The following is a 22163-nucleotide window of genomic DNA, read 5'->3' as shown; positions in this document are numbered from 1 at the left end:
ACTGTTCCCTCCCTTATTCAGCGGGGACAGCCGATGCCTGCGGTGCCTTTGCAGGCACGGCACGCACGGTCATCCACAGGTTGTAGCACATGATCATGGCCCCGGCGAGGAACATGACCCCACCCAGTCCGCGCACCACATACATCGGGAACTTGGCGGCAACGGTATCGGCGAAGGCGTTCACGAGGAAGCCGTTTGCATCCACTTCGCGCCACATCAGGCCCTCCATGATGCCGGTGACCCACATGGCCGAGGCGTAGAGAACGATGCCGATGGTGGCGAGCCAGAAGTGCCAGCTGACCAGCTTGAGGCTATACAGCCCTTCGCGGTTCCACAGGCGCGGCGTCAGGAAATACAGCGCGCCGAAGGTGATCATGCCGTTCCAGCCGAGCGCGCCGGAATGGACGTGGCCGATGGTCCAGTCAGTGTAATGCGACAGCGAGTTCACCGCCTTGATCGACATCATCGGGCCTTCGAAGGTCGACATGCCGTAAAAGCCGATGGAGACCACCATCATGCGGATGATCGGATCGGTGCGCAGCTTGTCCCAGGCGCCCGACAGCGTCATCAGACCGTTGATCATGCCCCCCCAGGACGGCATCCACAGCATGATCGAGAACACCATGCCCAGCGTCGCGGCCCATTCCGGCAGCGCGGTATAGTGCAGGTGGTGCGGACCGGCCCAGATATACAGGAAGATCAGCGCCCAGAAGTGGATGATCGACAGCTTGTAGCTGAACACCGGGCGTTCGGCCTGTTTCGGCACGAAATAATACATCATGCCCAGGAAGCCCGCGGTCAGGAAGAAGCCCACGGCATTGTGGCCATACCACCATTGCGTCATGGCATCCTGCACGCCGCCGAACAGAGACACGGATTTGGAGCTGAACATGTTCACCGGAACGGCGAGGTTGTTCACCACATGCAGCATGGCCACGGTGATGATCATCGACAGCAGGAACCAGTTGGCCACATAGATATGCGGCTCCTTGCGGTTGATCAGTGTGCCCATGAACACCAGCAGGAAGCTGACCCAGACAACCACGATCCACCAGTCGATATACCAGACGGTTTCAGCATATTCCTTGGACTGGGTGCCGCCCAGCACATAAGAGGTGGCGGCCAGCACGATCATCAGCTGCCAGCCCCAGAACACGAACCAGCCCAGATTGCCGCCCCACAGCCGCGTGGCGCAGGTGCGCTGCACGATGTAGAAGGCCGACATGATCAGGGCATTGCCGCCAAAGGCGAAAATCACGGCACTGGTGTGCAGCGGCCGCAACCGGCCGAAGTTCAGAACGCCTTCGATCCCCGGAATGTTCAGCGACGGGAAGGCGAGCTGAAAGGCGATGACCACGCCCACCAGAAAGCCCACCACACCCCAGAATGAGGTGGCGATGACCCCGGCGCGCACAACGCCGTCATTATATTCATTGGCGGAGGCGAAGACCGGCTCACCCATACGGCGCAGCACCCAGAGAAAGGTGATGCCAGCCGCAAGCATGACAACGATCGCGTTCACCATATAGGCGGGGTCGAGTGCATAATTGGCCGCAATCGCGGCAAAGACCGCGACAAGGCCAAGCACGACCAGTTTAACGTAATCCCACATTTTGCGTCCCTTCGTCTTGTCCCGGTCCGACTCAGGGGAGAGGCGAGCCAGCCGGGCACTTTTTGACCGTCCCGCTTTCGCAGATGCAGCCGCCAGTGGCCTTGATCCATGTCAACCTATGGAGCCTGTCGCTTGATCGAGGTCAATGCGGCACTCTGCCCCGATGACTATGCTGGAGATATAACGATCCGCCGAGGAGATCTGGCCATGGCTTACAAAACGCTGACAACCATCGTGACATCCGCCGAGGAAGCCGCCACCACCGTGGGGGCCGCCGCACAGCTTGCCCTGGCGCTGGATGCACATCTGGATATCCTGTGTCTGGGGATCGACCGCACGCAGATCGGCTATTCCTATGTCGGGACAGGCGGCGGGGTTCTGTTGCAGATCGCCATGGACCGCGCCGAAGCCGATGCCCGCAGCGCCGAGACGGCGGCGCGTGCCGCGGCCACCCTGCAACCCGTCAATCTGCGCTGGTCGGTGGAAACCGTGGTGGCCCAGACCGGCGGGCTGGGTGATCTGGTGGCGCTGCGCGCCCGCTTTGCCGATCTGGTGGTCTTGCCGAAACCCTATGGCAAGGGGCGTGGCTCGGAAGCCGAGGCGGCGCTGGAGGCCGCGCTGTTCGAAGGGCAGGCCCCGGTCCTGGTGCTGCCCGACAGCCCTGCCAGCGTAGAGCTGCCCCGCCGGATCGTGATCGGCTGGAACCAGAGCCGCGAGGCCATGGTGGCGGTGCGCCGCGCCCTGCCGCTGCTGAAACGTGCGCAGACGGTGAATATCACCGTGATTGATCCGCCGCAGCACGGCCCCGAACGCTCTGACCCCGGCGGAGCGCTGTGTCAGATGCTGGTGCGCCATGGCGTGAAGGCCGAGGTTTCGGTGCTGGCGCGCACCATGCCGCGCATCGCCGATGTGCTGACCCGGCATCTGCGCGACATGAATGCCGATCTGCTGGTGATGGGGGCCTATGGCCACAGCCGGTTCCGCGAGGCCATTCTGGGCGGGGCCACCCGCAACATGCTGGAACAGGCCGAACTGCCGGTGCTGATGGCGCATTGACCCGGTCATCCAGCGGTGCGGGGCCCTGCCGGGCCCCGCGCTGCCATCTCTCGGCCTTCGCGCAGGACGCGAAAGCCTCGGTGTTTTTTTAAATATTTTTGCAAAATGCAAGTTGCAGGGGTGGTGCTGCCTTATTCGGGCATCCCGCCATCGCTGTCATCGCCGGCTTCTTCCAGCAGGAGATCGAGATCGGGGATGGTGACATGGCGTTTGCCATCCAGCACGATCACCCCGTCGCGTTTGAGGGCCGACATCTGACGGCTGACGGTTTCCAAGGTCAGGCCCAGATAATCCGCCATTTCCTCGCGCGTCAGCGGCAGATCGAACACCAAAGCGCCCTTGGCGGTCTTGACCCGCAGCGTGGCATCGCGCCGCGCGATGATCGCCAGCAGCGAGGCGATCTTTTCGCGCGCGGTCTTGCGGCCCAGCAACAGCATCCATTCGCGGGCGGCGTCCAGCTCGTCCAGCGTCATCTCCAGCAGGCGCTGGCCGATATGCGGTGTCGACAGCATCATGTCTTCGAAGGGTTTCTTCCGGAAGCAGCACATCACAAGATCGGTTGTCGCCGTCACATCATAGGCGGCGGTCGCGCGGCCCGGACGGCCGACAAAATCCGACGGCAGCAACAGCCCCACCATCTGACGGCGGCCATCTTCCATCGTCTGGGTCAGCGTAGCGATGCCGGTCACGACCGAGGCCACGAAATCCATCCGGTCGCCGGACCAGATCACCGTCTGACCAGCCTGATAGCTGCGGTAATATTTGATCTGCTCCAGCCGAAGCAATTCATCGGCATCACATCGTGCGCAGACGGCCCGGTGGCGGATCGGGCAATCCCCGCAATCGTGATGCACAGGGTGCATGTCTTGCATCGGGATCCCGGCCTTCCTGAAGTTGATCTGCATCAAGGCTGACAGCGGCCCTGCCCTGCTAACTCTAGCCGCATGGACACGGAATCGCAACTCACACGGCTCGGGCTTTTTGATGCGCGGGTGCCGAGGTACACAAGTTACCCCACGGCCCCGCAATTCGGCAGTGCCGTCACCCCCGACCTCTTCACCCGCTGGATCGAAGAGATCCCGGCAGGCACCGCCATTTCGCTTTATCTGCATGTGCCCTTCTGCCGCAGGCTGTGCTGGTTTTGCGCCTGCCGCACTCAGGGCACCTCGACCGATGCGCCGGTGCGCGCCTATGTCGAGACGCTGAAGGCCGAGATTGCGTTGCTGAAGGCGCGTCTGGCCCCCGGCATCATGCTGAGCCGGTTGCACTGGGGCGGTGGCACGCCGACCCTGTTGCAGCCCGACATGATCCGCGATCTGGCCGACACCATTTTTGATGCGGTGCCGCTGGGGCCGGATGCCGAATTTTCGGTGGAGATCGACCCCGATGAGGTGGATGGGCCGCGTCTGGATGCGCTGGCGGCCTGTGGCATGAACCGTGCCTCGATCGGGGTGCAGGATTTCGACCCGGATATTCAGCGCAGCATCGGGCGGATCCAGTCCTACGAGCTGACCCGGCAGGTTGCCGATATGATCCGCGCGCGCGGGGTGCGCAGCCTGAACGCCGATATCCTGTATGGCCTGCCGCATCAGACGCAGGCGCGCATTGCGGATTCGGTGCAGAAACTGCTGAGCCTCGCGCCGGATCGGGTAGCACTCTATGGCTATGCCCATGTGCCGTGGATGAGCCGCCGCCAACAGATGATCCCGTCAGACACCATCCCGACCCCGCAGGAACGTCTGCGCCTGTCAGAGACTGCGGCGCGGCTGTTCGAATGGGACGGCTATCAGGCCATCGGCATCGACCATTTTGCCCGCCCCGACGATGGTCTGGCAGTGGCGGCGCGTCAAGGCAGGCTGCGGCGGAATTTCCAGGGGTATACCGATGACACGGCAGAGGTGCTGATCGGGCTTGGAGCCTCCAGCATCTCGCGCTTTCCGCAGGGCTATGCGCAGAATGTCTCGGGCACCTCGGATTATACCAAGGCGGTGCGGGCGGGCCGGTTCACCACCCATCGCGGCCACGCCTTTGCGGGCGAGGATCTGCTGCGCGGGCGCATCATCGAGGCGCTGATGTGTGATTTCCGGGTCAGCCGGGCAGAGCTGATGGCGCAATATGGGGCCAGTGCCGCCCTGCTGGACGCGCTGTTCGCCAAGGCGAAAGTGCAGTTCGGCGAGATGGTCAGCATCGACTCCGAGGGGCTTTCGCTACCCATGCAGGCAAGGCCCCTGACCCGCATGGTGGCCCGCGCCTTTGATGGCTATGACGCCTCGAAAGCGCAGCATTCCGCAGCGGTCTGAGCGGGCCGGGCGGCTCAGCCCCGCGCGGGGCCGTGCCGTTCCACCCAGTCGATCATGCGCGGCAGGCAGACGGTCTTCAGATCATAGCCGGTCAGGATCGTTTCGCGGGCCTTGCGCCGCAGATGGTCGAACCGGCCCGGATTGCTGAGCGCGCGGGTGACCAGACGCGCCCAGCCGGGCGCATCGAAGAAATCGACCAGCCGCCCGTTCACGCCATCTTCGATCAGTTCGGCCACCGGTGCCGTGCGCGAGCCGATCACGAGGCAGCCCGCACTCATCGCCTCCAGCATCGACCAGGACAGCACGAAAGGATAAGTCAGATAAGCGTGGACGCGGCTGACCTGCATCAGTGACACGAAGGTCGGATAAGGCACCTTGCCGAGGAAATGCAGGCGGTTCGGGTCGATCTGACCCTCCACCTCGGCCAGAAAGATCTGTTTCCAGCTTTTGCCATCCGCCGGGGCGCGGCCATAACTCACCTCGTCGCCCCCGACGACGACGACCTGCGCCTCGGGGCGGGCCGCCATGATCGCGGGCAGCGCCCGCATGAAGGTGTGATAACCGCGATAGGGTTCCAGATTGCGGTTCACGAAGGTCAGCACCTCGTCCCCGGCCTTGAGCACCCTGCCATTGGGCAGGCTGACACTGGCGGTGGCATCGGGCCGCATCACATCGGTGTCCACGCCGTCGAAGATCACTTCTATCCGGTCGCGCAGGATCGGCGGATAGGTGCAGGCCTGCCAGCGCGTCGGCGACAATCCGGCATCGGCATGCAGCAGCGCCTGCCCCAGATGCGCGGTGCGCCCCTGCGCGATCATCACCTGATCAAAGCTGGGCGTATCGAATTCGGGATCAAAGCCGACATCGGCCCCCCGCCCCTTGTAATAGAACTCGGCATAGACCAGCAGCTTGGCTTCGGGCCAGACCTCTTTCAGAAACAGCGTTTCGCCCCAGCCGGAATGGCCGAAGATCACATCGGGCACATAGCCCTTTTCGCGCAATTGCAGGGCGGCGCGGGCGACCGTCACGCCACGGTCGCTCATCTGAGTGTAGTTACGGCCCAGCCGACAGGCCTGCGGATCGGGGGTGGGGCCGGCATGGCGGTATTTCATCACCGGGATGGAGGAGGCGCGGGTATTGCCGGAATCGGTCAACGCCAGGCACTCATGGCCGCGCGCCTGAAGCGCCGGGGCCAGATGCAGGAACTGGCCGGGGAAATTCTGGTGAACAAACAGGATCTTCATGACAAGCCTCGTGCAGCGCCAAAGGCCGCTGCCATCAGGGTTCTGGTGTAATCACTTTGCGGCGTCTCAAACACGGCATCGCCCGCCCCCGCCTCGACCACATCGCCGTTGCGCATGACGATGACCTTGTGCGACAGCGCCCGCACCACCCGCAGATCGTGGCTGATGAACAGATAGGCCAGCCCCCATTTGCGTTGCAGATCGCGCAGCAGATCCACGATCTGCACCTGCACCGTCATATCAAGGGCCGAGGTCGGCTCGTCCAGCACCACCAGCCTGGGGCGCAGGATCATGGCGCGCGCAATGGCGATGCGTTGCCGCTGTCCACCCGAAAATTCGTGCGGATAGCGCTGCATGGCGGCGGGATCCAGACCGACCTCGGCCATGATTTCGGCCACCATATCGCGCCGGTTGCGCCCGGGTTCCAGCCCATGCACGCCAAGCCCTTCGGCAATGATCTGTTCCACCGTCATGCGCGGGCTGAGACTGCCGTAAGGATCCTGAAACACGATCTGCATGTCGCGGCGCAGGGCGCGCATCTGGCCGGGGCGCCAGCTGTGAATGTCCTGCCCCAGAAAGCGGATCCGCCCTTCCGACGCGATCAGCCGCATGATGGCCAGCGCCAGCGTGGTCTTGCCCGACCCGCTTTCGCCCACGATGCCCAGCGTTTCCCCCGCCCGCACCGACAGCGAGGCGTCATTCACCGCCTTCACATGGCCGGTGACCTTGCGCAGAAAGCCCGAATGGATCGGGAACCACACTTTCAGATGTTCGGTGCTGACGATTTCGGCGGCGGTGGCGGGCACCGGATCCGGGCGGCCCTGCGGTTCGGCAGCCAGAAGCTTTTGCGTATAGGGGTGCTGCGGATTGGCGAAGAGCTCGGCAGCCAGGCCCTGTTCGACGATTTCACCATCCTTCATCACGCAGACCCGGTCGGCGATGCGGCGCACGATGCCAAGGTCATGGGTGATGAACAGCAGGCTCAGCCCTTCGCGCGCTTTCAGATCGGCCAGCAGATCCAGGATCTGCGCCTGGATCGTCACATCAAGGGCGGTGGTCGGTTCATCGGCAATCAGCAGCTCCGGCCCATTGGCCAACGCCATCGCGATCATCACCCGCTGCCGCTGCCCGCCCGAAAGCTGATGCGGATAGGCGGACAACCGGCTTTCCGCGTCGCGGATACCGACCTTGTTCAGCAACTCAAGAATACGCGCGCGGGCGGCGGCTCCGGTCAGCCCCTGATGCAGGGCAAGGCTTTCGCCCAACTGCCGCTCGATCGTGTGCAGCGGGTTCAGGCTGGTCATCGGCTCCTGAAAGATAAAGCTGATGTCATTGCCGCGGATGCGGCGCAGATCGGGTTCTGCCGCGCCCAGCATCTGCGTGCCATTATAGGTGATAGAGCCATCCAGCTGCGCGGAATCGGGCAGCAGCGCCACGGTGGACAGTGCTGTCACCGATTTGCCGGAGCCGCTTTCGCCCACCAGCGCCACGGTTTCGCCCTTGCCGACGGTAAAGCTGACCCCGCGCACCGCATGGATCACCCGACCATCCTGCCGGAAGCGGATGTTGAGGTTTTTGACGTCAAGGACGCTCATCTGAAGGTTTTCCTTGGGTCAAAGGCATCGCGCACGCCTTCGAAGATAAAGACCAGCAACGACAGCATCAGCGCGAAGGTGAAAAAGGCGGTAAAGGCCAGCCAGGGCGCTTGCAGGTTCTGCTTGGCCTGCTGTGTCATCTCGCCCAGACTCGGGGCCGAGGCGGGCAGGCCGAAGCCCAGAAAGTCCAGCGCGGCCAGACTGCCGATGGTGCCGGTGACCAGAAAGGGCAGCATGGTCAGCGTGGCGACCATGGCATTGGGCAGCACATGGCGGAACATGATCACCCGGTCCTTCACCCCCAGCGCCCGCGCGGCGCGCACATATTCAAAATTGCGCGCCCTGAGGAATTCGGCCCGCACCACGCCGATCAGCGAGGTCCAGCCGAACAGCACCATCAGCCCGACCAGCAGCCAGAAGTTCATCTGCCAGATCGCAGCGACGATGATGATGACGTAAAGCGTCGGCGTGGCCCCCCATATCTCGATCACGCGCTGGAACACCAGATCGACCCAGCCGCCGAAATACCCCTGCACCGCGCCTGCGGCGACACCGATCAGCGAGGTCAGCGCCGTGACGATCAGCGCGAAGGCCACCGACAGGCGGAAGCCGTAGATCACCCGCGCCAGCACATCGCGGGCGGTGTCATCGGTGCCCAGCCAGTGACGGCTGTCAGGGGACGATGGCGCTGCGCCGCCGATGTCGTTGATGGTGTTGTAGCTGTAGGGGATCGGCGCCCAGAGCATCCAGCCCGGCGTGATCGCCGCCCCTTCCACCGTGCCGCCTTTGGCCTCGGCCAGAATCCCCTCGGGGTCATCCCAGCAGGCCTCGGCCCCCTGCGACACGATCAGGCATTGCACCTCGACATCGCGGTAGGTTGCCTCGGTCTGAAAATCACCACCAAAAGCGGTTTCGGGGTAAAACTTCAGGAAGGGCGTGTAATATTCGCCCTTGTGGCTGACCAGCAAAGGCCGGTCATTCGCCAGCAGTTCGGCGCAGAGCGTCAGCCCGAACAGCACAGCAAAGATCCACAGCGACCAGAAGGCGCGGCGATTGGCCTTGAAATTGCGCCAGCGGCGCTGATTGAGCGGGGATAACACCATGATCAGCCCCTCCGCTCGAAATCAATGCGGGGATCGACCCAGACATACATCAGATCCGACAGGATGCCGACCACCAGCCCCATCAGGCCAAAGATGAACAGCGTACCGAACAGCACCGGATAATCCCGGTTCACCGCCGCCTCGAAGCCCAGCCGCCCCAGCCCATCCAGCGAAAAGATGGTTTCGATGATGAGCGAGCCGCCAAAGAACACGCTGATGAAGATTGACGGAAAGCTGGCAATCACGATCAGCATGGCATTGCGGAACACATGACCATAGAGCACCCGCGCCTCTGACAGGCCCTTGGCGCGCGCCGTCATCACATATTGCTTGCGGATTTCATCGAGAAAGCTGTTCTTGGTCAGCAACGTCAGCGTGGCAAAGCTGGAAATCGTCGAGGCGGTGACCGGCAGCACCATATGCCAGGCGTAATCGACGATCTTGCCCCAGAGGCTCAGCCCCTCCCAATTGTCCGAGGTGAGGCCGCGCAGCGGGAACCATTGCCAGTAAGAACCCCCGGCGAACAGCACCAAGAGCAGGATGGCGAACAGAAAACCGGGGATGGCATAGCCGACGATGATCACCCCCGATGTCCAGGTATCAAAGCTGGATCCGTCACGCATCGCCTTGCGGATGCCCAGCGGAATCGAGATCAGATAGGCGATCAGCGTCGACCACAGGCCAAGGCTGATCGAGACCGGCATCTTTTCCAGCACCAGGTCAACCACCCCGATGGAGCGGAAGTAACTTTCGCCGAAATCGAAGCGCAGGTAATTGCCCATCATGATGCCAAAGCGTTCCAGCAGCGGAATCATTTCCTTGCGACATTCCGGCGCGGCGGTGCTGGGTTTGCCGGTATAACCTTCCTCGCACAGGATGCGCGCAAAGCCGAACTGGGTTTCCAGCTCGTCAATGAATTCGGGCGGCAGGCCCCGCGCGCCGATATAACCATTGTCGCCCGAGCCGCCGCCCGAAGCTTCGATACCCGCATCGCCGCTGCCGGAAATGCTCTGGAACGCATCCCCTGCCCCGTCGAGTCGGGCCAGAACCTGCTCCACCGGCCCCCCCGGCACAAATTGCGTCAGCGCGAAGTTGATCAGCATGATCCCGAACAGCGTCGGGATGATCAGCAGAAACCGTCGAAGGATATAGGCGCCCATTTAGCGGAGCGCCCCTTCGGCTTTCAGCTTGCCCAGCTTGTCGGCATCCGACCACCACAGCCCGTCACCGCGCGAATAGGGCGGCTGCTGGTCGGGTTTGCCGAAAATATCCCAATAGGCGACCAGATATTTGCCGCTGTACCAGTTGGGCACCCAGATATGCTTGGCCCGCATCACCCGGTCCAGCGCCCGCGCGCGCACCTGCACCTCGTCGCGGCTTTTGGCCTGAACCAGCTTTTCGATCAGCGCATCCACCACCGGATCCGCCAGCCCCGACAGATTGGCCGAGCCTTTAGCATTGGCCGATTCCGAGGCGAAAATCTGGCGCAGCTCCATCGACGGGGTCAGCGACATCACGAAGCGGCCCGCCATGATGTCATAGTTGAAATCTTCCTGCCGCTGCTGGATCTGCGCCGAATCCACCCGGGTCAGCCGGGCATCAATGCCCAGCGCCCGCAGGTTGGCGATATAGGGGTTCAGCACCCGGTCCATCGAGGGCTGGTCTTCGATGAATTCCAGCGTGAACTTCTCGCCCTTGGCATTGCGGCGCATCCCGTCGCTGCCCACGGCCCAGCCTGCCGCATCCATCAGCGCCGAGGCCTTGCGCAGCGCGCCGCGATCCAGCTGCCGTGTGCTGCTGATCTCGGGCGAGAAGGCGGGTTCGGTGAAGATCTCGGGTGGCAACTGGTCGCGGAATTCCTCCAGCAGGGCCAGTTCCTCGCCCTCGGGCAGCCCTTCGGCCTGAAGCGGCGAGTTTTCAAAGAAGCTGTCGGTACGTTTGTAGAGGCCAAAGAACAGCGTCTCGTTCGACCATTCGAAGTTGAACATCATGCCCAGGGCCTGACGCACGCGCTCGTCCTGAAACTTCTCGCGCCGCAGGTTGAACCAGTAGCCTTGCGTGCCCGACGGGTTGTTGTCGGCCAGTTCCTCGCGCTTGACCCAGCCTTTGGTCAGCGCCGGAAAGTCATAGGCGGTGGCCCAGATCAGCGACGAAAACTCTTGCTGGAACAGATAGCCGCCGGATTTGAACGCCTCGAACGCGGCGGTGGTATCCGAGTAATATTCATAGACATAACAATCGAAATTGGCCGATCCGATATTCACCGGCAGCGCTTTGCCCCAGTAATCGGGATTGCGGCAATATTCGATCGACCGGCCCGGCTGCACGTTCTTTACCAGAAACTGACCGGAGCCGACTGGTGGGGTCAGCGTCGATTCCGCGAAATCCACCGTCTCGTAATAATGGCGCGGCAGGATGCTCAGCCCCCCGGCCAGCGCGGGCAGATCGCGGGTGGCGACGCCCGGCCTGAAGGTGAACTTCACCTTGTGCGGCCCCAGCGCCTCGACCTTTTCGATGTCTTTCAGGATCACCTTGTAAGACGGCTCGCCCTTGTCGCGCAGCACCTCATAGGTGAAGACCACATCATCGGCGGTGATCGGTGCGCCATCGGAAAAGCGCGCCTCGGGCCGCATGGTGAAGGTGACCCAGCTGCGGTCCTCGGGATATTCCAGACTTTCGGCAATCAGGCCATAACCCGCATCCGGCTCGTCGGGCGATCCGCTCAGCAGGCTGTCGTACAGCATACCCAGCCCCTGCGCCGCCTCGCCCTTCAGGATGAACGGGTTGAGGCTGTCAAAGGTGGAACTGGCCCCGGTGCCCCGGAAGGTCATCCGCCCGCCCTTGGGCGCATCGGGATTGACCAGATCGAAATGTTTGAAATCCGCCGGATATTTCAGATCCCCGAAGGTGGAGATGCCATGCGCCACGATGGTCGGCGCCTCGGCCCGCGCCAGAGTGGCGAACAGCCCGACAGAAACCACGGCCAGTCCGCCGCCAAGCCAGTGCCACAGCGCAGGCTGCGGCTGGCGGGAAATGGCGACACTGCGGGGTCTGGTCATGCGGCTCTCCTCGGTTCGGCCGGCTCCGCGGCTTTGACGCCAGAGAGTAACGGAAAATCCCGCCCCCTCAAGGCGCGATTGCGTGAATTCGCCGCGATTGTGCCCGCCTGCCCACCCAAACCCGCCTGCCCGCCCCAAAAAGCAAAAGGCCACCCGCAAGGGGTGGCCCAGAGACGACATCGGTCTAGAGCAACGATCAGGGCTGCGTTGCCAGCCATGCGATCAGGTTGGCACGGTCCTGCACCTTGGGCAGACCGGCGAAGGACATCTTGGTGCCCGGCGCATAGCCTTTGGGGTTTTCGAGGAAGGCATCCAGATTTTCCGGGGTCCAGCTGTCGGCGGCCATGCCCTTCAGCACGTCGGAATAACCAAACCCTGCGGCAGCGGCCTTGGCGCGCCCCACAACCCCGTTCAGATGCGGGCCGGTGCCATCGGTCCCGTCGACCTTGTGGCAGGCCTTGCATTTGGCAAAGGCTTTCTCGCCCGCGGCCACATCGGCTGCGGCATAAAGATCGGCAAAGGCCGGGCCTTCTTCGACGGCAGCAGCGGCACCGCTGTCCTCGACGGCGATCACATAGCTTTGAGTTTCCTCGCCGCCATGGCCACCCTCCATGGAATAGAGCGAATCCGCCGCCCAGTTGCCCAGAAGAAAGACCAGAAGCGACCCGCAGACCGCGCCCAGCACCTTGGTTGAAGTCATCGTGTCGAACATGTCGCGTCCTACCTTGGCTTATCGCTGATGGGGCTTCTATCCGCTTCCCCCCTCTGGTTTCAAGGTGTAGTAGCGCGACCAAATGCGCAAATGCGGCGAATTGACCACGGAGTGTGACACTATGGCAGGGCGGATCTCGTTTCAGGGCGAACTCGGGGCCTATTCCCACGAGGCGTGCCGTCAGGCCCGCCCCGGCATGGAGGCGGTGCCCTGCCGCACCTTCGAGGACGCAATCGAGCTGTGCCGCACCGGCGACGTGGATCTGGCGATGCTGCCGGTGGAGAATTCCACCTATGGCCGCGTGGCCGACATCCACTCGCTGCTGCCCGGCTCGGGGCTGCGGATCATCGACGAGGCCTTTGTGCGCGTCCACATCAACCTGCTGGCGCTGCCGGGCACACCGCTGGACAAGATCACCGCCGCGATGAGCCATACCGTGCTGCTGGGCCAGTGCCGGTCGTTCCTGAAACAGCACAACCTGCGCGCCCTGACCGGGGCCGATACCGCAGGTTCGGCCAAGATCGTGGCAGAAAAGGGTGATCCGGCCATCGGCGCGCTGGCGTCGGAACTGGCGGGCGAAATCTACGGGCTGGATGTGGTGGCGCGGCAGATCGAGGATCAGTCGAACAACACCACCCGCTTTCTGGTGATGTCGCGGGCGCTGGACAGCGCGCGGCGCGGGCCCGGGCCGATGATGACCACCTTCACCTTCCGGGTGCGCAACATTCCGGCGGCGCTTTACAAGGCTATGGGCGGCTTTGCCACCAATGGCGTCAACATGACCAAGCTGGAAAGCTACATGGTGGGCGGCAGCTTCACCGCGACCGAGTTCTACGCCGACATCGAGGGCCATCCCGACGATGCGAATGTGGCGCGCGCGCTGGACGAACTGCGGTATTTCACCAGCGCCTGCGATATTCTGGGCGTCTATCCGGCCGATCCCAGCCGCGCCTGAGGGCCGTGCGCCGGGCCGATGGCCCGGCCTGCGCGTCCGGCGTCAGCGCTTCTGGCTGGTGCGATAGCGGTCTTCGATTTCGTTGCACAGTTGCGCGACGCGGGTTTCGAACTTGCGTTCGATCTTGCCCTTGGCCAGTTTCAGCGATTGCAGGAACACCCGCGCCGCCAGACTGCGCGCCTTGAATTCGGTGCCAAAGCTGACCCTTGTACGCCGCGCAGAAAGTTCAACGAATTCAATCGACACATTGCCATCGACCGAACTGGCGCTCAGCTGGAACCCCAGCGCATTCGGCGCGTCGATGCTGGCCAGCTTGATGTTCAGACGCCGGGGTTTGCCCCGGTAATCGAAGCCCACATTCCACGCCATGCCCGGGCCGGGCGTGCGCAGACGGTCGGCTCGCGTCACCTCGGCCCCGCGCCGCATCGCCGCGCGTTCCCACCCTTCGGTATCGGCAAAGGCGCCAAACACATAGTCAAGCGGCGCTTCGATATCTTCACGGGTGCTGAGTTTCATACTGCTTCCTGCTGTTCCGACCTTGAACCCGCAGGTTCGGCCCAGATGCTGACCTTGTCTTTTTTCGACTCAATCGAGCCGATCTGCAAGCCAGTTCCACAGCAGGAAATGGGCAATCGACCCCTTTCTTGCCGGGCGGATCTGCGGATGCTCGCCGTTGAAGGACTGCAACACCTCTTCGCGTCCAAGCCAGAGCGCATCCTCCAGTTCCGCTGGATCCAGCGTGATGTCGGTGCTCAGCGCCTCGGCGGCACAGCCGATCATCAGCGAGGCGGGGAAGGGCCAGGGCTGGCTGGCCAGATAGCGCACAGGCCCGATGCGGACGCCCGCCTCTTCCAGCACTTCGCGCCGCACGGCGGCCTCGATCGTCTCGCCCGGCTCCACAAAGCCGGCAAGGCAGGAATACATGCCCTCGGGCCACCCACCGGAGCGCCCGAGCAACACGCGGTTGCCATGCGTCACCAGCATGATGACCACCGGATCGGTGCGCGGAAAATGCTGCGCGCCGCAGGCCGGGCAACTGCGCTGCCAGCCCGCCATCGCCATGTCGGACGCGGCCCCACAGGTGGCACAGAAGCCGTGACTGCGGTGCCAGTGCAGGATCGCCCGCGCCGTGGCCGCCAGTTCTGCCGCGCGGGGCGTCAGCGCGGCCATCACACCGCGCAATTCGGCAAAGACCCATGTGGCGGGCAGGGCCGGGTGGCGCTGCTCTGACGCATCGAAGAACCCGTGCTCCACCGCCTCGGCCCCGGCTTCGGGCGTCCAGTCGGAAATATCCTGCGCGAAACAATCCTGCCCGGCGTCGCAGCCCAGAAACACCGGCGCGCGCCCATGCGCCAGCGCCGGATGACCGGCCTCAAGCCAGCCCAGCGTGCCCGCATCTGCCAGTAGCGGCTTGCCGCGCCACAGCGGCAGGACACGCCCGGTCGCAAGGCGGCGGGCCATCTCGGTCTTATCGCCGCGCAGATGCGCTGCCCGGTCGAGGCCAGAGCCGCCGAATGTCACCGTTTCTGCCAGACGCATCCGCCCATTCCTTCTGCCGTTGCCCTGCGTGATGTGGCACAGGCCAGCCCGCGCTGTAAATCCACAGCGCCATCCCGATGCCAAGGTGGCCCCACGACCACGGTGACATTGCCGCAACGCGCAACCGCAAGATGTTCCACTGGCACAAAATGCGCGTTGACAGCGCAATCGATTTCAAAGTCCAGTCCCTTGTGCGCGTTACGATTTTTTTGTTGCCTCAAGCTTTTTGATCCGCCTTTTGCGGCCTGAGATTGAACGACTGGATTTCCCTTGACCGCCACCGCCCTTCCCGATGCGACCGGACACAGCAGCCATGCCCGGTTGCGCATATTGGGCACTTCGGATCTGCATGTGCATCTGCTGGGCTATGATTACTATGCCGACAGACCCTGCCCCGGCACCGGGCTTGCGCATACGGCGGCGCTGGTGGCTGCCGCCCGGCGCGAGGTGGACTGCTGTGTTCTGCTCGACAATGGCGATTTCCTGCAGGGCAATCCGATGGGCGATTATGTCATGCAGCCCGGCGTTCTGGGGCAAGGGCATCTGCACCCGGCGATTCGCGTGATGAACCGCATCGGCTATGACGCGGCGACTCTGGGCAATCACGAATTCAACTACGGGCTTGAGGCGCTGATGCAGGCCCTCGCGGGGGCGCAGTTTCCCGTGGTCTCGGCCAATATCGCACGGCGGCTGGGCGCCAGCCCGGAGGCAGATGACACGCTGCTGCCGCCCTATTGCCTGATCCGCCGCCAGATCACCGATGACCGCGGCCAAAGCCTCCCGCTATGCATCGGCGTCATCGGCTTTGCGCCGCCGCAGATCGTGCAATGGGACAGGCAGTGGCTGGACGGGCGGCTGCAGACGCGCGGCATCGTGGAGGTGGCGACCGCCCTTGTGCCCCGGCTGCGGCAGGCCGGGGCCGACATCGTGGTGGCCCTGTCCCATTCGGGGATCGGTGTGGCCGAGGCCGGCCCCTGCGCCGAAAACGCCACCACGGCCCTGGCGCAGGTGCCCGGCATTGATGCGATCATCGCCGGGCACAGCCATCTGATTTTTCCGTCCGCTGCCTTTGCAGGGATGCAACTGATCGACGCCACGCGCGGCATGATCTGCGGCACGCCGGTGGTGATGCCGGGGTTCAACGGCTCGCATCTGGGGGTGATCGACCTAAATCTGCGCCATTCGGCACAAGGGTGGCAGGTTGAGGGGTTTCAGGTCGAAGCGCGTTCGGTTCTCGCCGCGAACCCGGATGCCGTGCCCGAAATTCTGGCCGACATGCGCGAGGATCACGCGGCCACCGTCGCCTATACCCGCCGCGCCATCGGCAACACCACCATGGCCCTGCACAGCTTTTTTGCCACCATCGCCCCCAGCCCCGCGCTGGCGCTGGTGGCGCAGGCGCAGGCACAGCATGTGGCGCAACAGGTGGCCGGGCGGCCCGAGGCGGCCTTGCCGATCCTATCCGCCGTCTCGCCGTTCAAGGCGGGTGGGCGCGGCGGGCCGCAGAATTATACCGAAATTCCGGCGGGCAAGATGGCGCTGCGCCATGCCGCCGATCTGTATATCTTTCCCAATACCATCGCCGCACTGCGCCTGACCGGGGCCGATCTGGCGGATTGGCTGGAAAACGCGATGGGCCTGTTTCAGCGCATCCCGCCCGGAGCGCAGGATCATCCGCTGATCGACGAGGATTTTCCCAGCTACAATCACGACTGCATCCTTGGCCTCAGCTTCGAGATCGACCTGACACAACCGGCCCGCTACGACCGCCATGGCGCGCTGCGGCACCCTGAGGCGCAGCGGGTGCAAAATCTGCGGTTTCAGGGCCAGCCGATCCCGCCGCAGGCCGAATTCCTGCTGGCGACCAACAGCTATCGCGCGGCAGGCTGTGGCGGGTACTCCGGCGCGCGGCCCGAGCGGCTGGTCGATGTAGGGCGGATGCCGATCCGCGATGTGCTGCTGCGTTTCATCGCACAGGCCCCGGTGGCATCGCCGTTGCCCGCCGGAACCGCCCGTTTTCAACCGATGCCCGGCACAACCGTCACCTATGACACCGCCCCCGCCGCCCTGCCCTATCTGGCCGACATCGCGCATTTCACCCCGCAATTGCTGGGCCAGACCGACGAAGGTTTTGCCCGCTTCCGTCTGCATCTGTGATCCGCTAGACGGAACACCACAGACGCGGCCACAGAAAAAAGGAAAACGCGATGTTCGATGCGGTGATCTTCGATCTGGATGGCACGCTGATTGATACCGAAAGCGTGGCGCTCCGTACCGGGCGCGCGGCCTTTGCCGCGCTGGATGCGCCGCTGGACGAAACGGTGTTCCACAGCCTGATCGGCAAGGATGTCACCTCGGGCGATGCGATCTTGCGGGCGGCCCATCCCGATCTGGACCTTGTCGCCCTGAACCGCCTGTGGCGCAGCGGATTCGAGGCCGAAATCGCCCGCAACCTGCCGCTGAAGCCCGGTGTGTTTGAACTGCTGGGCCTGCTGCGCCAACCCCGCGCGCTCTGCACCTCCTCCGGGCGGGACAGCGCGCATTACAAGCTGGGGCTGGCCGGGCTGGCCGATGCCTTTGCCCATGTGGTGACGCTGGATGATGTGCAGACCGCCAAACCCCATCCCGAACCCTACCTGCTGACAGCGGCCAAGCTGGGCGTCGCCCCGGCCCGCTGTGTGGTGTTTGAAGACAGCGAAACCGGCGCGGCAGCGGCCAAGGCGGCGGGCTGTGTGGTCGTGCAGGTGCCCGATGTGCTGCCGACCGATGGCCGCCATGCGGATCACGTCGCCGCCTCGCTGCTGGATGGCGCGCGGCGGGTGGGGCTGATCTGATGCGCCGCCGCTGGCCACGCCGCCTGCTGGTCACCGCATTTGTGCTGCTGTTGCTGGCGGTGGTCGGTGCCACATGGTTTACCCATCGCCTGATGGTCGAGGTGCTCAGCGGGCGCGCCTTTGCAGCGCCCGAGGCGGCAGAGATCACCGATCCTCTGACCCTCGGCTACCGGGGCGATCCCAGCCGCGCACTTGGCCTGCCTTTCACTGAACTGACGGTGGACACACCGCTCGGCCCCGCCCCCGCGTGGCTGGTGCCGGGGGCGGAACAGGCGCAGCTGGGCGCGATTTTCGTGCATGGGATCGGTGGCGCGCGTGAGGATGGGTATGCCTATCTGCGCGAATTGCACGCCGCAGGCCTGCCGACGCTGCTGATCACCTATCGCAACGATGCCGGGGCCCCCGCTGCCCCCGATGGCCTGCGCAGCTTCGGCCTGACGGAATGGCAGGATCTCGAGGCCGCCATGATCGCCTTGCAGGCACAGGGCGTGCAAAAGGTGGTGCTGGTCGGTGCGTCGATGGGCGGTGGCATCATTGGCCAGTTTCTGGCCCGTTCCGATCTGGCGGCGGATGTGGCAGCCGTGGTGCTGGATGCCCCGGCGCTGGATTTCCCCATAGTCCTCGCCCATGTCACCGACCGGCTGGGCCTGCCGCTGCGCAGCTTGGGCACCCGCCTTGCCCTCCCCGCCTTCGCGCTGACCCATGGGGTCAATCTCGGTCAGGCACAGGTGATTCCGGTGCTGGCCGCCTTCCCCGGCCCGGTGCTGCTGTTCCACGGCTCTGCCGACCGGATCGTGCCCAAGGAGACCAGCTTTGCCCTGCTGGCGGCGCGGCAGGGGCAAACCACTTTTCTGCACACCCGTGGCGATCACCTGCAAAGCCGCGCGGCAGAACCCGCGCGGTTCTCGGCACTGCTGGCCGGGTTTCTGGCCGCCCTGCCCCGCTGATCCCCGCTCCGTCGCGGCCCGCATCCCATAGCAATGCCGCCGGGGCGGGTTCGATGCCCGCCCCGGCGGCCACGCTTTGCCACGCCAGCCCCCTTGCATTCCCCGCCGCGCTGCCCTATCTGGGCGGTGAGAGGTTGGCGCGGGCGAGCGCCTCGCCAACCCGGTCAGGTCCGGAAGGAAGCAGCCGTAACGAGCCCCGCTTGGGTCGTTGTCCAGCCTCTCACCCTCCCTTCCCGCCATATGGATGCGCATCATTGCATCCGGGAGCAGGTCAAATCCCCACCTCTTCTGCAAAAGACACTGGCCCTGCAACGCGGGCCATTGATTTTTCGCACCCTATGGGTTTGCGTCACGAAAGCGGGTTATAGGCCTGTGCGTGACGCGCCGATGCTGGCCTTTTGGGTGGTGGCCGGATCGGTGTGGGTGATGTGCAATCTTGAAGGGGTGACGGCATGGCAGGCGAAGCGGTGGCAGCGGCAGAGGCGGCGGGGCACCATGGGGGTACGGATCTGGTCAGCGTTGTGGTCCTGCTGGCCGCAGCTGTGATTGCTGTGCCGCTGTTCCGGCGGCTGGGGCTTGGATCCGTGCTGGGCTATCTGGCCGCCGGTCTGGTGATCGGGCCGTTAGGGCTGGGTGTCTTTCAGGATGCGCAATCGATCATCCATGTGGCGGAACTGGGCGTCGTGCTGTTCCTGTTCATCATCGGCCTTGAAATGCAGCCCTCGCGTCTTTGGGCGATGCGGGGCGAGATCTTTGGCCTCGGGCTGGTTCAGGTGGCCGGGGCCATCGCGGCGCTGACCTGCGTCGGGCTGGCGCTTGGCTTTCCGATTGCGCAAAGCTTCGTCGCGGGCACAGGCTTTGTGCTGACCTCCACCGCAATCGTGATGCAGATGCTGGAAGAGCGCGGCCAGATGGCCCTGCCCAAGGGGCGGCGCATTGTGGCGATCCTGCTGCTGGAGGATCTGGCGATCGTGCCCCTGCTGGCTCTGGTGGCCTTTCTGGCCCCCGGTGGCGCCGAGGTGACAGTGGCAGACCGGCTGACCGGCGTTGCCATGGGGCTGGCGGCGATTGCGGCGCTGGTGCTGGCCGGGCGCTATCTGCTGGACCCGATGTTCCGGCTGCTGGCCCGGTTCGGCGCGCGCGAGGTGATGACAGCCGCAGCCCTGCTGGTGGTTCTGGGGGCGGCGGTGCTGATGCAGGCGGGTGGGCTGTCAATGGCCATGGGCGCCTTCCTCGCCGGGGTGCTGCTGTCGGAATCCTCGTTCCGCCATCAGCTTGAGGCGGATGTGGAGCCGTTCCGCGGCCTGCTGCTCGGCCTCTTTTTCCTCGGCGTCGGCATGGCGCTGGATCTGACCACGATTGCCGCGAACTGGGGGCTGATTGCCATCTGTGTGCCCGCCTATGTCATCCTGAAGATGGGGGTCATCTATGGCGTGGCGCGGATGACCCGCGCCGGGCATGGCGAGGCACTGGAACGCGCGGTGCTGATGGCGCAGGGCGGCGAATTTGCCTTCGTGCTATATGCCACCGCCACGCAGGTCGGCATCATTGACGGCGCGGCCAATGCGGTGCTGACCGCCATCATCATCGTCTCCATGGCGCTGACACCCCTGATGATCCTCCTGCATGACCGCTTTGGCCCCAAGGCCACCGCCGCGATGGATGGCGTGGACGCGGTGGAAGAGCTGAGCGCGCGGGTGCTGCTGATCGGCTTCGGGCGCATGGGCCAGATCATCAGCCAGCCCTTGCTGGCGCGCGGTCACAGCCTGTCGATCATCGACACCGATGCGCAGGCCATCCGTGATGCGGGCGATTTCGGCTTCAAGGTCTGGTATGGCGATGGCACGCGGCTGGATATCCTGCACGCAGCGGGGGCCGCCGAGGCCAGCCTGATCATTGCCGCCCCGAACAGCCGCGAAGCCGTCACCAAGATCGCCGAACTGGCCAAGGCAGAGTTTCCGCTGGTGCCGGTGCTGGCACGCGCCTTCGACCGGGAACATGCGCTGGATCTTGTGAAGGCGGGGGTGGAGTTCCAGATCCGCGAGACGCTGGAAAGTGCGCTGGTGATCGGGCGCGAGGCCCTGATCCGGCTGGGCGATGCCCCGGAGGAGGCGGATGACGTGATGACGGCAATCCGGGGCCGTGACATTGAACGCTTTGCCATGGAATGTGTCGGCGGCATCTATGCCGGGCGGTCGATGCTGCATGGCAACAAGGATCTGGCGGAGCCGGCGCAGTGACAGACAGGGCCGAGGCGCGCCGCGTCATCGACTTCTGGCGCGCGGCGGGCCGGGATGAGGCGTGGTTCCGCAAGGATCCCGCCTTTGATGCCCGTTTCCGCGCGACCTTTCTGGATCTGCATCTGCGCGCCGCCGCCCGCGCCTGTGATGGCTGGATCCCCTCTGCCGAAGGGGCGCTGGCGCTGATGATCCTGCTGGACCAGTTTCCGCGCAACGCCTTTCGCGGCACCGGGCATATGTATGCCACCGATGGTCTTGCGCGCCTGCTGGCGCGAGAGGCCGAACAGCGCGGGCATATGGCAGAGGTGGAGGCGGATCTGCGCCTGTTCTTTGCGCTGCCCTTCGCCCATTCCGAAGATCTTGCCGATCAGGATCTGTCGGTGCAGCTCAATGCCCGGCTTGGTCAGCCCTGGCTGGACCATGCCGAGGGGCATCGTGACATCATCCGCCAATTCGGGCGCTTCCCGCATCGCAACGCCATTCTGGGCAGGCAGTCGACCGACGCGGAACTCACATTCCTTGCGGCGGGGGGCTTTTCCGGCTGAGCGATGCGCGGCCCAAAGGCTCAATGATCGCGCAGAAAATCATTCTCGACCTCTGTCACATCCAGCCCCATCGCCTCCAGCCCGGCTTCCAGATTTTCGGCCAGATGTGGCATCCCCATCAGATAGCGGTCGGTTGGCGCGCTGCGTTCGGTAAAGGCGGTATTCACCGCTTCCTGAAAATCATCCGCCTCATACACACCGCGCCCGACCCAGGCCAGCGCCACCAGATGCGCCTGTTCATCTTCGTTCAGTCCGGCGATGAAGGCGTGCAATTCGCCCTCGCCCATCCGCCCTTCGCGGGATTGATAGATGATATGGGCCACTTTGGCGGGACTGATCTCTAACATCGGTCAACTCCTTCGGCACCATGCTGCGCCTGTGGCATGGCATTTGCAAGCGCGGGTGGACGGGGACAGCCCGGC

19 protein-coding genes and 1 other RNA gene are annotated in these 22163 nt (G+C 64.2%); 9 read left to right on the top strand and 11 right to left on the bottom strand.

The window, feature by feature from the left end; all coding sequences use genetic code 11:
- Window positions 1-13: 13 nt before the first annotated feature.
- A complete protein-coding gene (gene ccoN, locus KM031_RS12795) occupies window positions 14-1612 on the bottom strand; it encodes a cytochrome-c oxidase, cbb3-type subunit I (protein WP_215506030.1) in 1599 nt (532 codons plus the stop codon).
- 207 nt (window positions 1613-1819) lie between these two features.
- Here ccoN and KM031_RS12790 point away from each other — a divergent pair, with 207 nt between their 5' ends.
- Window positions 1820-2668, top strand: coding sequence for a universal stress protein (locus KM031_RS12790; protein WP_215506029.1), 849 nt, complete (start codon window positions 1820-1822; stop codon window positions 2666-2668).
- Window positions 2669-2799: 131 nt separating this feature from the next.
- On the opposite strand, the gene fnrL is transcribed toward KM031_RS12790, so the two are convergent.
- Window positions 2800-3540, bottom strand: coding sequence for a transcriptional regulator FnrL (gene fnrL / locus KM031_RS12785; protein WP_246567147.1), 741 nt, complete (start codon window positions 3538-3540; stop codon window positions 2800-2802).
- Window positions 3541-3612: 72 nt separating this feature from the next.
- Here fnrL and hemN point away from each other — a divergent pair, with 72 nt between their 5' ends.
- Entirely contained in the window at window positions 3613-4968 is a 1356-nt protein-coding gene (hemN, locus tag KM031_RS12780; protein WP_215506028.1) for an oxygen-independent coproporphyrinogen III oxidase, read from the top strand.
- Between the two features lie 14 nt (window positions 4969-4982).
- Here the strand turns inward: hemN and KM031_RS12775 are convergent, their stop codons facing one another.
- The 6 genes from KM031_RS12775 to KM031_RS12750 form a co-directional block, all read right to left on the bottom strand.
- Window positions 4983-6212, bottom strand: a complete 1230-nt coding sequence (locus tag KM031_RS12775; RefSeq protein WP_215506027.1) for a glycosyltransferase family 4 protein — start codon at window positions 6210-6212, stop codon at window positions 4983-4985.
- Window positions 6209-7807, bottom strand: coding sequence for an ABC transporter ATP-binding protein (locus KM031_RS12770; RefSeq protein ID WP_215506026.1), 1599 nt, complete (start codon window positions 7805-7807; stop codon window positions 6209-6211). The genes KM031_RS12775 and KM031_RS12770 overlap by 4 nt, the downstream gene beginning before the upstream one ends.
- Window positions 7804-8910: an ABC transporter permease gene (locus tag KM031_RS12765; protein ID WP_215506025.1), complete on the bottom strand. Its 1107-nt coding sequence runs from the start codon at window positions 8908-8910 to the stop codon at window positions 7804-7806. Before KM031_RS12765 ends, KM031_RS12770 begins: the two co-directional genes overlap by 4 nt.
- 2 nt (window positions 8911-8912) lie before the next feature.
- The gene (locus KM031_RS12760; RefSeq protein WP_215506024.1) at window positions 8913-10070 is read right to left on the bottom strand and encodes a microcin C ABC transporter permease YejB; all 1158 of its coding nucleotides are present in this window, start codon (window positions 10068-10070) and stop codon (window positions 8913-8915) included.
- Entirely contained in the window at window positions 10071-11969 is a 1899-nt protein-coding gene (locus tag KM031_RS12755; protein ID WP_215506023.1) for an extracellular solute-binding protein, read from the bottom strand.
- Between the two features lie 196 nt (window positions 11970-12165).
- A complete protein-coding gene (locus KM031_RS12750; RefSeq protein WP_215506022.1) occupies window positions 12166-12681 on the bottom strand; it encodes a c-type cytochrome in 516 nt (171 codons plus the stop codon).
- A gap of 121 nt (window positions 12682-12802) precedes the next feature.
- Here KM031_RS12750 and KM031_RS12745 point away from each other — a divergent pair, with 121 nt between their 5' ends.
- Window positions 12803-13636 (top strand): prephenate dehydratase, encoded by an 834-nt coding sequence (locus tag KM031_RS12745; protein ID WP_215506021.1) that lies wholly within the window; start codon window positions 12803-12805, stop codon window positions 13634-13636.
- A 42-nt stretch (window positions 13637-13678) separates the two neighbouring features.
- Here KM031_RS12745 and KM031_RS12740 read toward each other — a convergent pair whose 3' ends face one another.
- Window positions 13679-14152, bottom strand: a complete 474-nt coding sequence (locus KM031_RS12740; RefSeq protein WP_215506020.1) for an SRPBCC family protein — start codon at window positions 14150-14152, stop codon at window positions 13679-13681.
- Between the two features lie 69 nt (window positions 14153-14221).
- Window positions 14222-15175, bottom strand: coding sequence for an NAD(+) diphosphatase (gene nudC, locus KM031_RS12735; RefSeq protein ID WP_215506019.1), 954 nt, complete (start codon window positions 15173-15175; stop codon window positions 14222-14224).
- 270 nt (window positions 15176-15445) lie between these two features.
- Here nudC and KM031_RS12730 point away from each other — a divergent pair, with 270 nt between their 5' ends.
- From KM031_RS12730 to KM031_RS12705, 6 genes are all read left to right on the top strand, one after another.
- A complete protein-coding gene (locus tag KM031_RS12730; protein WP_215506018.1) occupies window positions 15446-17332 on the top strand; it encodes a bifunctional 2',3'-cyclic-nucleotide 2'-phosphodiesterase/3'-nucleotidase in 1887 nt (628 codons plus the stop codon).
- Between the two features lie 50 nt (window positions 17333-17382).
- Window positions 17383-18009, top strand: coding sequence for an HAD family hydrolase (locus KM031_RS12725; RefSeq protein ID WP_215506017.1), 627 nt, complete (start codon window positions 17383-17385; stop codon window positions 18007-18009).
- Complete coding sequence (locus KM031_RS12720; protein WP_215506016.1) at window positions 18009-18956, top strand: alpha/beta hydrolase family protein; 948 nt, start codon at window positions 18009-18011, stop codon at window positions 18954-18956. Before KM031_RS12725 ends, KM031_RS12720 begins: the two co-directional genes overlap by 1 nt.
- A gap of 128 nt (window positions 18957-19084) precedes the next feature.
- Window positions 19085-19181: signal recognition particle sRNA small type (gene ffs, locus KM031_RS12715), an RNA gene on the top strand.
- Between the two features lie 227 nt (window positions 19182-19408).
- Entirely contained in the window at window positions 19409-21196 is a 1788-nt protein-coding gene (locus tag KM031_RS12710; protein WP_215506015.1) for a monovalent cation:proton antiporter-2 (CPA2) family protein, read from the top strand.
- The gene (locus KM031_RS12705; protein ID WP_260691950.1) at window positions 21193-21741 is read left to right on the top strand and encodes a DUF924 family protein; all 549 of its coding nucleotides are present in this window, start codon (window positions 21193-21195) and stop codon (window positions 21739-21741) included. The genes KM031_RS12710 and KM031_RS12705 overlap by 4 nt, the downstream gene beginning before the upstream one ends.
- A gap of 20 nt (window positions 21742-21761) precedes the next feature.
- Here the strand turns inward: KM031_RS12705 and KM031_RS12700 are convergent, their stop codons facing one another.
- Window positions 21762-22088 carry a DUF3775 domain-containing protein gene (locus KM031_RS12700; protein ID WP_215506013.1) on the bottom strand — a complete coding sequence of 109 codons (327 nt, stop codon included), beginning with the start codon at window positions 22086-22088 and terminating at the stop codon, window positions 21762-21764.
- Between the last annotated feature and the right edge of the window lie 75 nt (window positions 22089-22163).

The organism is Gemmobacter fulvus, from assembly GCF_018798885.1.
GTDB classification, from domain to species: domain Bacteria; phylum Pseudomonadota; class Alphaproteobacteria; order Rhodobacterales; family Rhodobacteraceae; genus Gemmobacter; species Gemmobacter fulvus.
Note: the sequence above shows the minus strand (reverse complement) of the source record. Positions and strands in the feature narration are given on the sequence as shown.

Excerpts from the sequence above, each read along its gene's own strand:
- KM031_RS12725 (WP_215506017.1), top strand. The coding sequence starts at position 17,383 with ATGTTCGATGCGGTGATCTTCGATCTGGATGGCACGCTGATTGATACC.
- hemN (WP_215506028.1), top strand. The coding sequence starts at position 3,613 with ATGGACACGGAATCGCAACTCACACGGCTCGGGCTTTTTGATGCGCGG.
- KM031_RS12740 (WP_215506020.1), bottom strand. The coding sequence starts at position 14,152 with ATGAAACTCAGCACCCGTGAAGATATCGAAGCGCCGCTTGACTATGTG.
- KM031_RS12770 (WP_215506026.1), bottom strand. The coding sequence starts at position 7,807 with ATGAGCGTCCTTGACGTCAAAAACCTCAACATCCGCTTCCGGCAGGAT.
- fnrL (WP_246567147.1), bottom strand. The coding sequence starts at position 3,540 with ATGCAAGACATGCACCCTGTGCATCACGATTGCGGGGATTGCCCGATC.
- KM031_RS12710 (WP_215506015.1), top strand. The coding sequence starts at position 19,409 with ATGGCAGGCGAAGCGGTGGCAGCGGCAGAGGCGGCGGGGCACCATGGG.
- KM031_RS12775 (WP_215506027.1), bottom strand. The coding sequence starts at position 6,212 with ATGAAGATCCTGTTTGTTCACCAGAATTTCCCCGGCCAGTTCCTGCAT.
- KM031_RS12760 (WP_215506024.1), bottom strand. The coding sequence starts at position 10,070 with ATGGGCGCCTATATCCTTCGACGGTTTCTGCTGATCATCCCGACGCTG.
- KM031_RS12745 (WP_215506021.1), top strand. The coding sequence starts at position 12,803 with ATGGCAGGGCGGATCTCGTTTCAGGGCGAACTCGGGGCCTATTCCCAC.
- KM031_RS12755 (WP_215506023.1), bottom strand. The coding sequence starts at position 11,969 with ATGACCAGACCCCGCAGTGTCGCCATTTCCCGCCAGCCGCAGCCTGCG.
- nudC (WP_215506019.1), bottom strand. The coding sequence starts at position 15,175 with ATGCGTCTGGCAGAAACGGTGACATTCGGCGGCTCTGGCCTCGACCGG.
- KM031_RS12750 (WP_215506022.1), bottom strand. The coding sequence starts at position 12,681 with ATGTTCGACACGATGACTTCAACCAAGGTGCTGGGCGCGGTCTGCGGG.
- KM031_RS12700 (WP_215506013.1), bottom strand. The coding sequence starts at position 22,088 with ATGTTAGAGATCAGTCCCGCCAAAGTGGCCCATATCATCTATCAATCC.
- KM031_RS12720 (WP_215506016.1), top strand. The coding sequence starts at position 18,009 with ATGCGCCGCCGCTGGCCACGCCGCCTGCTGGTCACCGCATTTGTGCTG.
- ccoN (WP_215506030.1), bottom strand. The coding sequence starts at position 1,612 with ATGTGGGATTACGTTAAACTGGTCGTGCTTGGCCTTGTCGCGGTCTTT.
- KM031_RS12790 (WP_215506029.1), top strand. The coding sequence starts at position 1,820 with ATGGCTTACAAAACGCTGACAACCATCGTGACATCCGCCGAGGAAGCC.
- KM031_RS12765 (WP_215506025.1), bottom strand. The coding sequence starts at position 8,910 with ATGGTGTTATCCCCGCTCAATCAGCGCCGCTGGCGCAATTTCAAGGCC.